The sequence below is a fragment of the Paraburkholderia sp. genome, assembly GCF_047605525.1.
In the GTDB taxonomy this organism is placed as follows: domain Bacteria; phylum Pseudomonadota; class Gammaproteobacteria; order Burkholderiales; family Burkholderiaceae; genus Paraburkholderia.
This window is the reverse complement of sequence record NZ_JASGFN010000002.1, coordinates 222474-238161: the sequence shown is the minus strand read 5'-3', so window position 1 is coordinate 238161 and position 15688 is coordinate 222474. Positions and strand designations below refer to the sequence as shown.

The window sequence follows — 15688 nt, the reverse complement described above, 5'->3', positions numbered from 1 at the left end:
TTTCAAGGCTTCATTTGTGCGCGGCCAGCCGGCCGGCGCCGCGCGCGTAGTGGCGCTCGATACGCGCCTGCAGGAACGACAGCACGGTGACCACCACCAGATACCAGAGCCCCGCGACGATCAGCAGCTCGATCACCCGCGCGTTCGCGTAGTAGATGTTCTCCGCGTTGTGCAGGATCTCCGCGTACTGGATCACGCTGGCCAGCGAGGTGAGCTTGACCATCCCCACCAGCTCGTTGCCGATCGGCGGCACGATCACGCGCATCGCCTGCGGCAGGATGATGCGGCGCAGTGCCTGCAGCCGCGGCATGCCGATCGACTTGGCCGCCTCGTACTGGCCGGTGTCCACCGAGAGCAGCCCCGCGCGCACCACCTCCGAGGTATAGGCCCCCTGGTGGATGCCGAGGCCGAGCAGCGCCGCCAGAAACGGCGTCATCACGTCCACGGTGCGCAGCGAAAACAGTCCGGGAATGCCCAGCGTCGGAAACACTAGCGCGAGGTTGAACCAGAGCAGCAGTTGCAGAATCACCGGCGTGCCGCGAAAGAGCCACACGTAGGCTTTCGCGACGGTGCCCAGCACCGGATTGCTCGACAGCCGCATGATCGCGGTGAGCACGCCCAGAGCGATGCCCAGCGCCATCGCGAGGATCGTCATCACGACCGTATTGACGAGCCCCATCATGATGGAGCGCGCCGTCATGAAGCGGCCCACGTAGCGCCACTCGATCTGGCCATGCGCAAAGGCGAACACCACGTAGGCCAGCAGTGCGATGATCGCCACCGAGGCCGCATACCGGCCCCAGTAGCGGCGCCTCACGTGTTGCAGATGCGAAATGCCGCCGCTGTCCGCGGCTGCCTGCGCCGCGTCCAGGCTATCGTTGGATGTGGTCAACATGACGGTCCTCCATAGTTGGCTGCCCATTCGGCTTGCCGGTCGACGGCAGCCGTGAGCCGCGCAATCTGTTCCTCGATCCGCGCGGGCGCGGTGCCGCCGAAGCCGCTACGGGCCTCGAGCGCCGCGTCGAGCGTCAGGTGATCGAGCACGGCCGGCGTCAGCCGGGCGTCGACCTCGTGCAGCATCGCCGGTGTCAGCGCGCCCAGCTCGATCCCTTGCGTCTCGCATGTGCGCACGAGCGCGCCGGTGATTTCGTGCGCCTCGCTGAACGGAATGCCGCGCAAAGCGAGCCAGTCGGCGACTTCGGTCGCGAGAGTAAACCCCAGCGGCGCCTGGCGGCGCATCTCGTCGACGTTCACTCGCATCGTGCCGATCATGCCGGACATGGCCGGCAGCACGAGTTCGAGCGTGTCGACGCAGTCGAACGCCGCGATCTTGTCTTCGGCGAGATCGCGGTTATAGGCGAGGGGAAGCGACTTCAGCGTCGCCAGCAAGCCGCTGAGATCGCCGATCAGCCGGCCGGCCTTCCCGCGTGTCAGCTCGGCAATATCCGGGTTTTTCTTTTGCGGCATGATCGAGCTGCCCGTCGCGTAGCTGTCGTCGAGCTCGACCCAGCGGAACTGCCGCGTCGTCCAGAGGATCACTTCCTCGGACAGACGCGAAAGATTCACCGCGAGCATGCTCGCGACGAACACGAACTCGGCGACGTGGTCGCGCGCGGCGACGGCATCGATGGAATTCTCGCAGGGGGCCTCGTAGCCGAGTTCTTTCGCCGACAGCTCCGGATTCGTGCAGATCGCCGAGCCCGCGAGCGCCGCCGCGCCGAGCGGCGAGCGCGCGGCGCGGCGATCCCAGTCCATCAGGCGATCCACGTCGCGATGGAGCGACTGCGCGTGGGCCAGCAATTGATGCGCGAACGCGATCGGCTGCGCGGGTTGCAGATGGGTAAAACCCGCGGTCACGGAATGCACGTGCTGCCGCGCCTGCCCGATCAACGCGCGCTGCAGGTCGTCGACCGACTGCACGAGCTTGCGCGCCTTGTCGCGTAGATACAGACGCAGGTCGTTGGCGGCCTGGTCGTTGCGCGAGCGGCCCGCGCGCAGCTTTCCCCCGACCTTTGGCGCATGCAGTGTGAGCACCCGTTCGAGGAACGTGTGCACGTCCTCGTCGGCGAGCGACGGTTGAAGGTCGCCCGCGACAAAGTCCGCTTCGATGCGCGCCATCGCGTCGAGCAACTGGCGCAATTCTTCTTCGTCCAGAATGCCTGCGCGAAGCAGCTCCCGCGCATGCGCACGCGAGCCGGCAAGATCGTACGGCGCGAGCTTGAAAAAGCTCGGATCGGAACGTGACAGCGCCTTCAGCGATTCAGACGGACCGGACTTGAAACGGCCGCCCCACAGACGTTCGATCGGCTCGAGAGTGCTCATCAATCAACCTCAAAGGTGTTGGGATTGGATTCACTATAGAGAGGTGCTTTTCTTCTTGCGCAGAGAAATAAATTCCGCTTAAATCAAATTTTTCTCAGCATCTGAAGCCTCCATGAGAAGCCGATTACCCCCGCTGAACCCACTTCGCGCCTTCGAGGCGGCGGCTCGGCGAGGAACGGTAGCGGGCGCCGCCGATGAACTGAACGTCACCGCGAGCGCGGTCAGTCATCAGATACGGATTCTGGAAGGCACGCTCGGCAGGCCGCTTTTCGTTCGAACGAAGGCGCGGCTGAAACTGACCCAGGCGGGGGAAGCGCTGCTCGAACCCGTCAAAGGCGCATTCGACTCGATTGCGAACGCGGTTCAGAAGCTCGACCTGCCGACCATGGCGGGCGATCTGGTCGTGTCGACACCACTGCTGTTCACGTCGCGCTGGATGGCGCGGCATATCGGCGATTTCCTCGAACAATATCCGCGTGTCAATCTGACGATCGTCCCATCCAACGACGACCGCGAAGTCTATTCGCCGGACGTCGATCTCTGTGTGCGCTACGGCGAAGGGCGTTGGCGCGATCGCAAGGTGACGCTCATCACGCACCCCACGTTGTTTCCCGTCGTGAGCCCGGCGTTGATGAACGGCCCGGACGCGATCCGGCGGGTCGAGGATCTGCAGGGCAAGACGCTGTTCTGCGAACATTCGGGCTCCTGGATGCGATGGCTCGCGCAGGCGTCATGCGACAAGCTCGACGGGCTGCGGATTCTCGAAATCGGCAATGCGCATATCTGCATCGAGGCGGCGATCCACGGCCAGGGCGTGGCGCTCGGCGATAGCTTCTCGGTGCGCGAAGACCTCGCCGACGGCACACTGATCTGCCCGTTCAGAACCGTCGTGCCGGCGCGCCATGCGTACTATCTGGTGCTGCGCCCGGAACTCATGCATGCGCCGCTCGTCGTCGCCTTCATGAACTGGCTCGATTCGACGCTTCACTAACTAGCGCGAGTATCGAGCGACGGGCGTTCGCTCATTCCTTTCCATTGATGCCGACCTTCGCGATCCCGAACGGCTGAAGGTTCCAGTGCGCGAGCAGACGCGCATAGGTTCCGTCCGCGAGCATCTGGGTCAGCGCATCGGACACTCGCTTCGTCAACGCCGGGTTGTCCTTCGCGATGCCGATCCCGTTGTAGCGCCAGTGAATCGGCGTGCCCAGTGTCTGATACGCATGGTCGTCCTTGTCATTCAGGTAGTCCAGCGTCTCGCCGCCCTGAACGGCCGCATCGAGCCGGCCTTGCCGAAGCTGCAGCCGGGCGTCGGCCGACCCGTTGGTGCCGATCACGACGACGGCCGGGAGATTCGCGTGGACGCAGTTGGCGCTGCTCCATGCGGCGACGTCGTCGGGCCACGCCGAGCGCCGGTTCGCGCCGACCTGTTTGCCGCAGAGCGCGAGCAGCGAGCCGAACTCCTTCGCACGAACCTTCTGGACGTAAAACTGCGGGCCGCTTTTCATGTAGTCGACGAACGTGACGTGCTCGCGGCGCTCGGGCAGGTCGGTCATCGCGGACAGGATCAGGTCGACCCGATTCGTCTCCAGCGCGCTGATCATCTGGTCGAAGCTGGTTTCCTGCCACGTGGGGGTTGCGCCCAGCCGTTTCGCGAGTTCAACGCCGAGGTCGTGGTCGAAACCGGTCAGTTCATTGGTCGCCGGGTCCTTGAATTCGAGCGGCGGGTAGTCGGGAACGATGGCGATGCGTAGCGTCGCCGGTACCGGCGTTTGCGCGTGGGCAGACGCGTTGAACAGCAGGGCGGCGCATAAGGCGAGCAGCGCGCCCGTTCCGGGCAAACCACATCGAAAGACGTTCATGTCGGCACTCCAGGGAAATCACACGAAAGCGCGGCGCCTGCGGGCATGGTCATCGTCCGGCGCCCGTTACGGCAGCGGTTCGCCCGCCCCGGTCCGTTCGACCAGCAACCGGTAGTGTTCGGGGCGACGATGCTTCGCGAAATTGAAGACGTGTTCGCGAAAGGTGTCGCCGAGCGCGAGGTCGGCATTGACGAAAATCACCTCGTCTTCCTCGGTCGACGACTGCGCGGCGATCTCGCCCGAGGGCGCGACGATGACCGAGCCGCCGATCATGTGAAAGCCGTCTTCGGACCCGCACTTCGCGGCGGCTGCGATCCACATCGCGTTCTGATACGCGCTGGCTTGCAGCGTGACGAGATGCGTGTGCATCCGCAGATGCGGCGGCTCGTTCCAGTGAATGTTCCATGACGGCGTGTTGTACCCGACCACACCGATCTCGGCGCTCTGCAGCGACATCGCGCGCCATGTTTCGGGCCAGCGCCGGTCGTTGCAGATGCACATGCCGATGTTGGCGCCCATCGTTCGTGTCACCGGAAAGCCCAGATCGCCCACCCCGAAGTACTTCTTCTCCAGATGCTGGAATGGAGCGTCGGGCTTGTGGTCGGCGTGTCCGGGAAGATGAATCTTGCGGTACTTGCGGACGATCTCGCCGTGAGAGTCCACGAGAATCGACGTATTGAAGCGCTGGCCTTCGCGAGTGAGTTCCGCGTAGCCGAGATAGAAGCCGATTTCATATTGGCGGGCGGCGTCGAACAACGGCTGCACGGTGGGATTGGGCATCGCTGTTTCGAAGAACCGCTCGGCGGCTTCCTTCTCGCTCATCCAGTAGCGCGGAAAGAAGGTCGTGAGAGCGAGCTCCGGAAACACGACGAGGTTCGCGCGGCGCTCCTTCGCTTCACGCAACATGTCGAGCAGCCGGTTCACGACGGACTTGCGGTCGTCGGCGAGGTGCACGGGGCCCATCTGCGCGACGGCGATCCCCAGCTTGCGGGATTGACTCATAACCTACCTCTTGTCGGATCGGGTGAAGTGAAAAGGTTTCAGATGGCGTTGCCATATGCGGCGCCGAAATCGCCGCCGCCCGCCTGCTGGCCGAGTGCCAGCGAACGGTAAAAGCGGGCCTGTTCCGACGGCTGGCGGGACGTCGTGAACGGCAGCGGCGCCGTCCGCGGGATGAAGCGTCCGCTGCCCGGCGCGGCATCGAGCACACCGTGTTCGACGATCACGCGTCCGGCCGAAACGACGGTGTCGGGCCAGCCGGTGACGCGCGTGCCTTCGTATGGCGTGTAGCCGGTGCGGTCGTGCAGCGCGTGCGCCGTCAGCGTGACCTGCCGGTCCGGATTCCAGATCGCGATGTCCGCGTCGGCACCGGCCGACAGGTTGCCCTTGCGCGGATGAATGCCATACATCCGCGCATGATTCGTCGATGAAAGCGCAACGAATTCCGGCAGCGTCAGGCGTCCTTTGACGACCCCTTCTGAAAACAGCAGCGGCAACCTTGCTTCGAGACCGGGCATGCCGTTCGCCATCTGCTTGAAGGTCGTCTCGTCGCCATAAGGCAGCTTGCCGCTGCGATCGAAGCGATAGGGCGCGTGGTCGGACGAGACGACCTGCAGGACGCCGTCCTTCAATGCGCGCCACAGCGCCTCCTGGGCGGCGGCGTCGCGCAGGGGCGGGCTGCAGCAATACTTGGCGCCTTCCATGCCGGGCTGATCCATCGCATCGGCGGTGAGCAGCAGATAGTGCGGGCACGTTTCGCCATACACCTGGGTGCCGATGCGCCGTGCCGCTTCGATCGTCGCGAGCGCGTCGGACGCCGATACGTGAACGATCAGGATCGGCGCGTCGAACAGCGTCGACAACCGGATCACGCGATGCGTGGCCTCGGCTTCCGCCAGCGCGACATGGCTCGTGCCGTGAAACTTCGGCGCGGTATGGCCACGTTCGAGCAGCCGCTGCGAGACCCAGCGGATGACGTCGTTGTTTTCCGCGTGCACCATGACGAGCGCGCGTTCGCGGGTCGCGAGCGCGAACACGTCGAGGAGCTGGGCGTCGTCGATCTTCAGCGCGTCGTAGGTCATGTAGACCTTGAACGACGTGATGCCGGAGCGGATCAGTTCGACGAGATCCTCGTGGAGCGTGGTCGGATCGGTCTCCGACACGATCAGGTGGTAGCTGTAGTCGATCACCGATTTCGCCGCGGCGAGCGCCGCGTAGTCGTGCGCGGCCTGTCTGAGCGACGTGCCGCGATGTTGCGCGGCGAACGGCACGATCATCGTCGTACCGCCGAATGCCGCCGACACGCTGGCCGAATACCAGTCGTCGGCGCCCATCATGCCCATGCCGGAGCGTTGCTCGACGTGGCAATGCGTGTCGATACCGCCCGGCAGCACCAGCCGGCCGCTCGCATCGAGGTCCCGCAGACCCGCCGGCAACGCGGGTTCCACCGCCGCGATCCGCTCGCCGATGATGCCGATGTCCGCGCGAAACACGGACTGGTCGGTGGCGACGGTGCCGCCACGTATCGTGAGGTCGAAGGCTGTCATGTCGGGGATCGCGAAAGGTTGGGGGAGGAGCCCGCCGCGCATGCGCGTTGCCACCAGGCAATGCACGCGTGTGCGAGCGCGGCGGTCGGATCGATCGTGGGCACCGCGAGCGGCGCGCCGGCAAGCGCCAGCGGAATCTCCGTACAGGCGAGCAGCAGCGCGGCGACGCCGGCACGTTCAAGAGACCGCGCGGCGTCGAGCAACAGCGCGGCGCCGTGGGCGAGTTCGCCCGCCTTGACGGCCCGGATGCCGCGCATCACGGCTTCGCGCTGGGTGGCTGCATCGGGCTCGACCACGGTCATGCCGGCGGCTTCGAGTTCGTCATGGTAGATACGCGCGGCGAGCGTCGCGCTGGTGGCGAGCACGCCGACGCGGCTGCCGCGCGGCAGTCTCGCCGCAATCTGGCCGCACGCGCTCCTGCCGATGTGCAGGATGGTCGTGCTCGATTGCATCGCGAGCCGTGCGTGCCACACATGGGCCGTATTGCACGGAATCGCGATCGCTTGCGCGCCTGCGTGTTCGAGGGTGCGCAGTCCTTCCAGCAGGTACGGCCAGGGTGCGTCCGAACCGTTCAGGAATGCCTCGCTGCGGTCCGGGATCTGCGGGACGCTGTACGCGATGACGGGCAAATGGTCCTGGTCGCGCGTACCCGGTGTACCGAGGATCAGCTTGCGCATGAAGTCGACGGTGGCGAGCGGACCCATGCCGCCCAGCACGCCGAGGCGCGGCAGTGTCGGAGCCGTCGTCATGTGCCGCTCCCGGCGGCGAGCGTCGCGATCATCGCCGCGGCGGCGCCGCCGCACGGCTCGACGACCGGAATCCCCAGCACCGACTCGACGGCCTCGCGCAGGTCGGCCATGCCGGCGCAACCGAGCACGACGACATCCGCGCCGTCGATGTCGCGCAGCGCTCTCCCGGTATCGATGAGCCGCTCCAGCGCACGCGCCGCGTCGCCGGTCTCGTGCACCGGAAGCTCGATCGCCCGCTCGCCCACGATGCACTCCGCGACGCCGAGCATCCGGTAGTGCCGCCAATGCCGCTCCATGCCGCTTGCGCTGGCCGCGATTACGCCGACGCGTCGACCGAGCGCCGCGGCCGCGCGAACGCTGGTCTCGCCGATGCCGAGGACGGGGTGCCGGGTGAGTTCGCGCGCCGCGAATAGTCCTGGATCGCTGAAACACGCGATGATGTAACCGTCGGCCTCGCGCGCATGAGCGGCCACGAAGTCGGCGACGAGGGGTGCGGCACGATCCGAGTCCCGCTGTGTGGCGATGCCGGGCGGTCCGGCGTCGAGCGTCACGCACTCGAAGCGGCAGCGTTCCGGCAACGCGTACGCGCGGACTGCGCGATCGATTGCCGCGGTCACGTCGCGCAGCGAGTTCGGATTGATGACATGGATGATGGCGGACATGAGCAAACCGCGATGAAGTACGTTCCGCCAACCATAGCCCGCCGTTCTCGCGGCGGGAAATAGTTCAAAATTACTTACCCATAGCGTCGCTGCATGGTTTGCCCGGGACGCTTTTGCCGCGCTATGCTGCGGCTCTCGTTCGGACACGCCACCGCCATGGAATTCGACAACGCTCCACAACGCCGGCTCGCGATGAGCCTCCGGCAGATCGAAGTATTTCGCGCGATCATGATTGCCGGCTCGATCAGCGAGGCCGCGCGGTTGCTGTTCGTCGCGCAGCCCTCGGTGACCCGCGTGCTGCAGGTCACGGAAGACCGGCTCGGCTTCCCGCTGTTCGAACGCTCGCGTGGGCGCCTTCATCCAACACCGGAGGCAAGGCGCATTTTCGAGGAAGTGGAATCCGCGTATGCGGGTGTGCAGCGCGTCGACGAACTCGTGCAGGCTCTGATCGAGGGGCGCAGCGGCAAGCTGAACATCGTCTGCAGCCCGAGCCTCGGCGTCCATCTGATGCCGCACGCGATCGCGCGCTTCAACCGGCAGTATCCCGCGCTGCCTATCCATTTCGAGCCGCTCACGCACAACAACCTGATCCCGCGCGTGCTGTTCGGCAAGAACTATCTGGGCGTGTCGATGTTCGACGTTACGCATCCGAATCTCGAAGTGGAACCGCTGAGCCGCGTGCCGCTGATGTGCGTGGCGCCGCGCGGTCGCCTCGGCAAGCGCTCGAGCGTGACGCTGGACGAATTGAAGGACGAGCGGTGGATCGACTACGGGCACGAGACACCGCTCGGCCAGATCGTCGGTGCCGCGTTCGGCGGGATGCGGCGGCCGGCGCCGATCGTCGAGGTGCGGTCGGCCCTGACGGCCTGCCAGCTGGTGCGCGAGGGCGTCGGCATCGCGCTCGTCGATCCGTTCTGTATCGACGGAACGCTGCACGACAGCATCGACGTCAAGCCCGTCGAGCCGCCGAGGATGCTCAGCGTGCACGCGCTGTACGCGCGTTCGGAGCCGCTCTCGCACCCCGCGCACGGCTTTCTGAAGGTTTTGCGGGCAGTCTTCGAAGAGGCGTACCCGCAGCGGTAGCACGCAATGAGCGGTAGCGCGGGCACCGGTGCCAGCGAACAGGGTTGTCCCCGGCGGCGAGATGAGATAGCGCTATCGGAGCGGCGCGTTATTGATCGTGACCTTTGGAATCGCGCTGCTGGCCGACAGGCCCCACTTGTCGAGCAGGCGGGCATACGAGCCATCGTCGATCAGCTTCTGCATCGCGTCGGCCACTTGCAGCTGCAATGCCTTGTCGCCTTTCGCGACACCGATTCCCATCGGCTGGAATTCAACCGGTTCCCCGACCGTTTTGAATGCTCCCTGGTTCTGTTGAATGATGTAGGGAATGGTCAGGCTGTCCATCATCACGACGTCGGTGCGCCCTTGCTTCATCTGGCTGCGGGCATCGACACTGTTCTCGGCGGGCATATAGACCGCCGCCGGGAGGCCGGCTTTTTCGCAGGTCGCGGCGTTCCAGCGCGCAAACACGGCGGGATCGTTGGTGAGCCGGCTGATGCCGACTTTTTTGCCGCACACCGCCTTTGGCGTCGTGATGTTGCTCGATGCCATCGTGAGGAACTGCGAGCCGGAACGCAGATAGTCGACGAAAGCAATCTGCTGCTGGCGCGCAGGCGTGTCGTCCATGCCGTTGAAGAAGATCTCGATGCGTCCCGTCGTCGTCGCGGCGATCAATTCCGCGAAATTCGTTTCGACCCAGTCCACTGGACGGCCGAGCTTCGTGGACAAGGCCTTGCCCAGTTCGACGTCGAAACCGGTGAGTTCGTTCGTCGCCGGATCGCGCATATCGAGCGGAGGATAACTTGGGTAAATGCCGGCCTTCAGCGATTCGGCCGCGTGGGCGGAGAATGACAGCGCGCCGAGCGTGAGAGCCGCGACGAGGAACGGGCGATGAATCGAACGAATGCGCTGCATGATCTTGATGGTCTCCTTGCGGACATTCGGCACGTAGGTGCTTGGGGTTGATGGAAGATGACGCCGTGTATGGCTGGCTCGGGCTTTACGCGTCCAGCCACGGCAGTTCAGACTCAGGCTTCACGATGTCTGGGTTTTGCGCGAACATGCGCTGCCACACCCGGCGCGTGACGGCTTCGGCCTCGGCCAGCAGCGCGGGCTCATCGACGCTCAGCACGCGGCGATCGCGCATCACGAATGCTCCGTCGACCATCACCGAATGAACGATGCCCGGGTGTCCGTAGTGAACGACGTTTGAAGTCAGGCGGATCAACGGCCGCATGGCCGTGGTGTTCAGATCGATGAAGGTCAGGTCGGCTTTCTTGCCGGCAGCAAGACTGCCGATTTCGGCAAGCGCGCCCACGGAGCGCGCGCCGGCACGCGTGGCGGCGTCGAGGATGTCCTGCGGCGAGGGATCGACACCGCCTTCGCGCCCGATTCCGCCGTCTCGCCCGCGGCCCGTGCGCCACGCAATCGAACCGAACGCCATCGCCTGGAACATGTCTTCGCTCATGTTGTCCGTGCCGAACGCAACGCTCACGCCCGCGTCGCGGATCGGTCCAAGCAGTGCCTTATGCATTCCGCGCCGGGAAATGCTGGCCGGCGTGTGGGCCATCTGCACTCCGCGCCGGGCCAGCAAGGCGATGTCGTCGCGCGTGCAGAAGGTCCAGTGGGCCGCGATCAGGTCATCGCCGAGAAAGCCTTCGCGATCGAGCAAGGCGGCGGACGTGAGGCCGTAGCGTTCCTTGACCGATGCCGCTTCCAGCGGGCTCTGCGACAGGTGGATCGTGCGCGTGAGCCGATGCTTCGCCGCCAGCGCGCGAAGCCGGTGCAGCATCGCGGGAGAGCAGTTGTCAGGAGCGTGCGCGGCAACCTGGCAGCGCACGCGATCGCCATAAGCGCCGTGATAGCGCTCGATCAATGCCTCCGCGCGTTCGAAAAAGGCCTCGCCGAATGCAGGGGCGACCGTATAGTCACCGTGCCGGATACGGCGCGTGTCGATATCGGCGCACGCTTCGGATACCCAGAGCCGCAAGCCGGTTGCGGCCATCGCATCGACATAGCCGGCCACGTGGCGGAACGGATCGACGAGCGTCGTGGTCCCGCTGCGGATCGCCTCGACACAGCCGAGTTGCGCGATGACGGCGCGCTCGTCCGGCGTCATCGCATACGAGATGGGCGTCATGTAGCGGTAGATCGAGTCGCCGGGCCAGTCTTCGACCGTGCCGCGCAATGCCATCAGCACCGTGTGCGTGTGCGCATTGACGAAACCGGGCAGAACGGCGAGGCCCCGGCCGTCGAAGCGGGCCAGATGCGGATACGCCGCGGCGAGCGTATCGGTCGGCCCGATTGCGGCGATCCGGTTTCCCACGATCGCGATCGAAACGTGATCGCGCACGCTTCGTGCGTCGTCGCAGGTCAATGCGACGGTGTCGGTGATGAGCAGGTCCATGAAGTCGTGGCGTCAGCGGACGTTGCGCGTCGGGTCGGAAGCCTCGCACGTAGCGAAGTGCCGCGCGATCTGCTCGCCCGTTGCGATCCAGATGTCGCCGTATGCCTGCACCCGCTGCAGGAACTCGCGCAGAATCTTCAGCCGCATCGCCCGGCCGCTGACTTGCGGATGCAGCACGGTCGTGACGAGGCCACCCCATGCGCGCGTTTCTTCCACTTCGTCGTTCCATATCGACAGCACGTGCTCGCGCGGGAACAGCGAGCGCGGACTGAACCGATGCGTGAGCCCGTACATCCAGTCGTCGAATGTCATCGTCACGGGCAGCTCGATGATCCCGGGCGAACCGTCGGCGAGCACGTGACGATACGGTCGCACGTCGTCTCGCCACGAACTCGAATAGAGGAAGCCTCGCTCCTTCAGAAGGACGCGAAGCTGCTCGCAGCTCTCGCCGAAAGGCGCGCGATAGCCGCGCGGTACCACGCCCAGACGGCGTTTGAGCGTGTCGAGGCCACGGTCGATCTCATCGATGATGCGCGGGTCGCCCGGATCGGGCATCAGATGCTCGAAGCCGTGATGGGCGATCTCATGGCCATCGCGCAGGATGGCTTCGACCATGGCGGGATGCGCGTCGACTGCCCAGCCCGCCGTGAAGAAGGTCGCCTTGACGCCCAGTTCACGGAACAGCTCCAGCATCTTCGGCACGCCGACCCGCGCTTCATAACCACCGTAGGACATCGTGACGAGGCGCTCGAAGTTTTTCGGATCCTTGGCAGTCCATGCCGCTTCGGCGTCGACGTCGACCGCGAGGAAGAGAGCGCTCTGGCACCTGCTGCCAGGACCATCGGGCCACGGGTAGACCGGTGCGGGGGGCGCGAGGTTGGCCGGGTGAAGCGGGGTAGGGTTCATCGACTTCATCTCCACTGAGGGCGGCAGGCGGATGCCGGAAAAATGATCGGGTCGCGAGCGATTCACTCGACGATAGCAATGGGCCGAGCCAGCTCGGTAATAGAACAAAATTGCTCGTCTATAGCCTTCGTGTATGGACCTTCGCGCATGCGTTGAGCGGATCTCTGCGCTAGTCACATCGATCGTAGACAAGCCGAGGTAACTCAGCCGTGAGAATTAAATTCCGGCGTTCGGAAATTTTTCTCAACTCGGGGGGCCGGGTGGTGAAGCCAGTGAATGGGTAAATAAATGTTCGATGGGCAGCTGCTTCTTAATTTGACATAAGGTTTTTTATCACCAATTTTGATGTGACGGCTATTTAGTAATGTCCGCTTTTAGCCAAGTTCAAATGCCTGCTTCGCGTAAGCAATTCCAGGAAAAACACTTACTTTAATCGCAATACGATTAAATACATTTCAATGCGATTTTTTTGCTTCTATGCTTTTTCTCAATCCGCTGCTTTCGCCATTTCGCGTCGAAGCCTGCGTGGTCCTCGAGGAACTGCAAATGAACGACGTCTCGCCCCTGATCGCAGCGCTGCAAACCGAACTGGCCGCGGATGCGGTGCTGACCGCGGAAGCCGATCTGGCGGGCTTCATCGAGGACTGGCGTGGGCGCTACAAGGGACCTGCCGCCTGCGTCGTGCTGCCCTCGAACACGACCCAGGTGGCGGCCGTCGTACGCGTGTGCGCGAAGTACGGCGTGCCGGTAGTGCCGCAAGGCGGCAATACCAGCTTGTGCGGCGGCGCCGTCCCGGCCAGCGAAGGCGTCGCACCGGTTATCGTCAATCTGTCGCGGATGCGGCGCATCCGGCACATCGACGCGGCCAACGGTTCAATGGAAGTCGAAGCCGGTTGTGTGCTGAAGACCGTTCAGGATGCCGCCGCCGAGCACAACCGGCTGTACCCGGTGAGTCTCGGCGCCGAAGGTTCGTGCCAGATCGGCGGGAATCTGTCGACGAATGCCGGCGGCACCGGCGTACTGCGCTATGGCAATACGCGCGACAACGTGCTCGGTCTCGAAGTCGTACTCGCCGACGGTACCGTGTGGAACGGTCTGCGCGCCCTGCGCAAAGACAACACGGGGCTCGATCTGAAGCATCTGTTCATCGGCACGGAAGGCACGCTCGGCATCATCACTGCTGCCACGCTGAAGCTGCATCCGCTGCCGACACATCACGCCGTCGCGTGGCTCGCGCCCGTCGACCCCGCCGCCGCGCTGCGCATGCTCGGCATGTTTCAGGGCGCCTGCGGTTCGCGGCTCAGTGCGTTCGAGATGATCAACCGCCGTCAACTCGAACTCGTGATCGAGCATGTGCCCGGGCGGCGCAACCCGCTCGGCGAGTTGCACGACTGGCATGTGCTGGTCGAACTCGCGGACACGAACGGCGGCGACGAAATGGGCGAATTGCTGCAGCAGACACTCGAAGAGGCCGTCGAAGCCGGCCTCGTCCTCGACGCGGTGCTCGCCAGCAACGATACGCAGCGCGCGGCCCTCTGGGAAATCCGCCATAGCGTGTCCGAAGCGAACAAGAAAGGCGGCGTCGGGTTGACGACCGATTGCGCCGTGCCGGTATCGGCCGTACCTGCCTTCATCGATCAGGCGACACGCGCGGTCCACGCGCTCGTCGCCGGACTCGACATTCTGGTGGTCGCCCATCTCGGCGACGGCAACGCGCACTTCATTCCCTTCTTCACCTTCGACGCCTGGCGTGAACTCGCCGATCCCGCCGGCATGGCCGCCGCAATGCGCCGGTGCGTCAACGATGTTGCCCACGAACTGGGCGGCACATTCAGCGCCGAGCACGGCGTCGGGCAAACCGGCCTGACGGAAATGGCGCATTACAAATCCGCCGTCGAACTCACGTTGATGCGTGCCGTGAAACAGGCGCTTGATCCACACCAGCTATTCAATCCAGGGCGGTTGCTGCCCTGACGCCACAATCCGGTCGTTCCTTATTACACCGCTCACGCGGCCTGAACCTTTGCCTCTCTCTTCTCCTGGAGCCGTCATGAAAAAGCAGCCCACACGCGATCAGCTTCAACAACCCGGCCGCCGCGCGGTCATCAAGACGGCTTTGGCAGGCGCCGCGGCGACTGCGTTTCCGTTTGTCTGGACGCCGTCGCGCGCGGCCGGCAAACGGATCGTCATCCGCGACGACGGCGGCATTTACACCAAGGCCTATGGCGCGGTGTTCTATCGCCCGTTCACGGAAAAGACCGGGATCGAAGTCGTCGGCGTGCAGGCCAATGCGGAGCCGACCGCGATGATCAAGAGCATGGTCGATACCGGCAGCTACACGTGGGACATGGCGAAGATCAGCCAGCCGGCGATTCTGCTGCTGACCAGCGGGGGCAAGGAGTACCTGGAAAAGCACGGGCTGGAGTCTGATCCGCTGATCTCGAAGATTCCGCAGCAATACATGTCGCCATACGGTGTGGGCACCAACATCTATACCACCGTGCTCGCCTATCGGACCGATGCGTTCAAGGGACGCAAAGCACCGGCCTCCTGGGCGGACATGTGGAACTTCAAGGATTTCCCGGGGCGCCGCGGACTGCGCAAATATCCGTTCGACACCATCGAACAGGCATTGATGGCCGACGGAGTGCCGACCTCGCAGGTATATCCCTGCAATCTCGACCGCGGCTTCGCAAGCCTGAGCAAGATTGCGAAGCACGTCGACGTGTGGTGGACCACCGGCGCGCAGGTCGAACAGATGTTAGGCTCCGGCGAAGTGGACATGATCAGCACGTGGGTGTCACGCGCGCAATCGGCAATCGCCAATGGCGCACCGGTCAGCATCGTCTGGAACCAGAACATCTGGGGTGTCGATAACTGGTCGATCCTCAAAGGCACGCCGAACGCCAACGCCTGCCGCGAATTCATCAAGTTTGCCGCGGATCCGAAGCGTCAGGCCGCACTGGTCGAATACTTTCCGGCCGGCGTCACGCAACCGGAAGCGTTCAACTTCATCAAGCCGGCGATCGCTCAAAACTGTCCGACGTTTCCGGCGAACATGAAAAACGGGCTGCATATCGACGCCAAATACTGGCAGGCAAATCAGAGCGTCGCGCTCGAACGGTTCAACCGCTGGATCCTGACATAAGCATGATCCGCTGATTTTTAACCACAC

Annotated in this window: 14 protein-coding genes; 4 read left to right on the top strand and 10 right to left on the bottom strand. The window is 64.3% G+C overall.

The genetic code is table 11. The annotated features are described in order from the left end of the window. Nucleotides 1-10: 10 nt before the first annotated feature. Nucleotides 11-895 (bottom strand): amino acid ABC transporter permease, encoded by an 885-nt coding sequence (locus QM685_RS03425; protein WP_415112735.1) that lies wholly within the window; start codon nucleotides 893-895, stop codon nucleotides 11-13. Next, nucleotides 889-2322, bottom strand: coding sequence for an argininosuccinate lyase (gene argH, locus QM685_RS03420; RefSeq protein WP_415112733.1), 1434 nt, complete (start codon nucleotides 2320-2322; stop codon nucleotides 889-891). Before argH ends, QM685_RS03425 begins: the two co-directional genes overlap by 7 nt. A gap of 112 nt (nucleotides 2323-2434) precedes the next feature. Here argH and QM685_RS03415 point away from each other — a divergent pair, with 112 nt between their 5' ends. Continuing rightward, complete coding sequence (locus QM685_RS03415) at nucleotides 2435-3313, top strand: LysR substrate-binding domain-containing protein (protein WP_415112731.1); 879 nt, start codon at nucleotides 2435-2437, stop codon at nucleotides 3311-3313. Nucleotides 3314-3344: 31 nt separating this feature from the next. Here QM685_RS03415 and QM685_RS03410 read toward each other — a convergent pair whose 3' ends face one another. From QM685_RS03410 to QM685_RS03390, 5 genes are all read right to left on the bottom strand, one after another. Next, on the bottom strand, nucleotides 3345-4181 hold the full coding sequence (locus tag QM685_RS03410) for an ABC transporter substrate-binding protein (RefSeq protein ID WP_415112729.1): 837 nt from the start codon (nucleotides 4179-4181) through the stop codon (nucleotides 3345-3347). A gap of 66 nt (nucleotides 4182-4247) precedes the next feature. Then, entirely contained in the window at nucleotides 4248-5183 is a 936-nt protein-coding gene (locus QM685_RS03405) for an N-carbamoyl-D-amino-acid hydrolase (RefSeq protein WP_415112727.1), read from the bottom strand. A 38-nt stretch (nucleotides 5184-5221) separates the two neighbouring features. Next, nucleotides 5222-6727 (bottom strand): dihydropyrimidinase, encoded by a 1506-nt coding sequence (hydA, locus tag QM685_RS03400; protein WP_415112725.1) that lies wholly within the window; start codon nucleotides 6725-6727, stop codon nucleotides 5222-5224. After that, nucleotides 6724-7476, bottom strand: a complete 753-nt coding sequence (locus tag QM685_RS03395) for an aspartate/glutamate racemase family protein (RefSeq protein WP_415112723.1) — start codon at nucleotides 7474-7476, stop codon at nucleotides 6724-6726. Before QM685_RS03395 ends, hydA begins: the two co-directional genes overlap by 4 nt. Beyond that, nucleotides 7473-8138 (bottom strand): aspartate/glutamate racemase family protein, encoded by a 666-nt coding sequence (locus QM685_RS03390; RefSeq protein ID WP_415112721.1) that lies wholly within the window; start codon nucleotides 8136-8138, stop codon nucleotides 7473-7475. Before QM685_RS03390 ends, QM685_RS03395 begins: the two co-directional genes overlap by 4 nt. A gap of 156 nt (nucleotides 8139-8294) precedes the next feature. Here QM685_RS03390 and QM685_RS03385 point away from each other — a divergent pair, with 156 nt between their 5' ends. Then, nucleotides 8295-9221: a LysR substrate-binding domain-containing protein gene (locus tag QM685_RS03385; protein ID WP_415112719.1), complete on the top strand. Its 927-nt coding sequence runs from the start codon at nucleotides 8295-8297 to the stop codon at nucleotides 9219-9221. A gap of 72 nt (nucleotides 9222-9293) precedes the next feature. Here QM685_RS03385 and QM685_RS03380 read toward each other — a convergent pair whose 3' ends face one another. From QM685_RS03380 to QM685_RS03370, 3 genes are all read right to left on the bottom strand, one after another. After that, nucleotides 9294-10115, bottom strand: coding sequence for an ABC transporter substrate-binding protein (locus tag QM685_RS03380; RefSeq protein ID WP_415112717.1), 822 nt, complete (start codon nucleotides 10113-10115; stop codon nucleotides 9294-9296). Nucleotides 10116-10200: 85 nt separating this feature from the next. Then, nucleotides 10201-11607 carry an amidohydrolase family protein gene (locus QM685_RS03375; protein WP_415112715.1) on the bottom strand — a complete coding sequence of 469 codons (1407 nt, stop codon included), beginning with the start codon at nucleotides 11605-11607 and terminating at the stop codon, nucleotides 10201-10203. A 12-nt stretch (nucleotides 11608-11619) separates the two neighbouring features. Beyond that, nucleotides 11620-12513 carry a polysaccharide deacetylase family protein gene (locus QM685_RS03370; protein WP_415112713.1) on the bottom strand — a complete coding sequence of 298 codons (894 nt, stop codon included), beginning with the start codon at nucleotides 12511-12513 and terminating at the stop codon, nucleotides 11620-11622. 546 nt (nucleotides 12514-13059) lie between these two features. On the opposite strand from QM685_RS03370, the gene QM685_RS03365 reads away from it, so the two are divergent. Together QM685_RS03365 and QM685_RS03360 are read left to right on the top strand one after the other, a co-directional pair. Beyond that, nucleotides 13060-14487 carry an FAD-binding oxidoreductase gene (locus QM685_RS03365; RefSeq protein ID WP_415112711.1) on the top strand — a complete coding sequence of 476 codons (1428 nt, stop codon included), beginning with the start codon at nucleotides 13060-13062 and terminating at the stop codon, nucleotides 14485-14487. Between the two features lie 76 nt (nucleotides 14488-14563). Continuing rightward, complete coding sequence (locus tag QM685_RS03360) at nucleotides 14564-15661, top strand: ABC transporter substrate-binding protein (protein ID WP_415112709.1); 1098 nt, start codon at nucleotides 14564-14566, stop codon at nucleotides 15659-15661. Nucleotides 15662-15688 lie beyond the last annotated feature (27 nt).

What these genes read in the sequence shown, in the direction of transcription:
- QM685_RS03425 (WP_415112735.1), bottom strand. Translation starts at nt 895, where the DNA reads ATGTTGACCACATCCAACGATAGCCTGGACGCGGCGCAGGCAGCCGCG.
- argH (WP_415112733.1), bottom strand. Translation starts at nt 2,322, where the DNA reads ATGAGCACTCTCGAGCCGATCGAACGTCTGTGGGGCGGCCGTTTCAAG.
- QM685_RS03415 (WP_415112731.1), top strand. Translation starts at nt 2,435, where the DNA reads ATGAGAAGCCGATTACCCCCGCTGAACCCACTTCGCGCCTTCGAGGCG.
- QM685_RS03410 (WP_415112729.1), bottom strand. Translation starts at nt 4,181, where the DNA reads ATGAACGTCTTTCGATGTGGTTTGCCCGGAACGGGCGCGCTGCTCGCC.
- QM685_RS03405 (WP_415112727.1), bottom strand. Translation starts at nt 5,183, where the DNA reads ATGAGTCAATCCCGCAAGCTGGGGATCGCCGTCGCGCAGATGGGCCCC.
- hydA (WP_415112725.1), bottom strand. Translation starts at nt 6,727, where the DNA reads ATGACAGCCTTCGACCTCACGATACGTGGCGGCACCGTCGCCACCGAC.
- QM685_RS03395 (WP_415112723.1), bottom strand. Translation starts at nt 7,476, where the DNA reads ATGACGACGGCTCCGACACTGCCGCGCCTCGGCGTGCTGGGCGGCATG.
- QM685_RS03390 (WP_415112721.1), bottom strand. Translation starts at nt 8,138, where the DNA reads ATGTCCGCCATCATCCATGTCATCAATCCGAACTCGCTGCGCGACGTG.
- QM685_RS03385 (WP_415112719.1), top strand. Translation starts at nt 8,295, where the DNA reads ATGGAATTCGACAACGCTCCACAACGCCGGCTCGCGATGAGCCTCCGG.
- QM685_RS03380 (WP_415112717.1), bottom strand. Translation starts at nt 10,115, where the DNA reads ATGCAGCGCATTCGTTCGATTCATCGCCCGTTCCTCGTCGCGGCTCTC.
- QM685_RS03375 (WP_415112715.1), bottom strand. Translation starts at nt 11,607, where the DNA reads ATGGACCTGCTCATCACCGACACCGTCGCATTGACCTGCGACGACGCA.
- QM685_RS03370 (WP_415112713.1), bottom strand. Translation starts at nt 12,513, where the DNA reads ATGAACCCTACCCCGCTTCACCCGGCCAACCTCGCGCCCCCCGCACCG.
- QM685_RS03365 (WP_415112711.1), top strand. Translation starts at nt 13,060, where the DNA reads ATGAACGACGTCTCGCCCCTGATCGCAGCGCTGCAAACCGAACTGGCC.
- QM685_RS03360 (WP_415112709.1), top strand. Translation starts at nt 14,564, where the DNA reads ATGAAAAAGCAGCCCACACGCGATCAGCTTCAACAACCCGGCCGCCGC.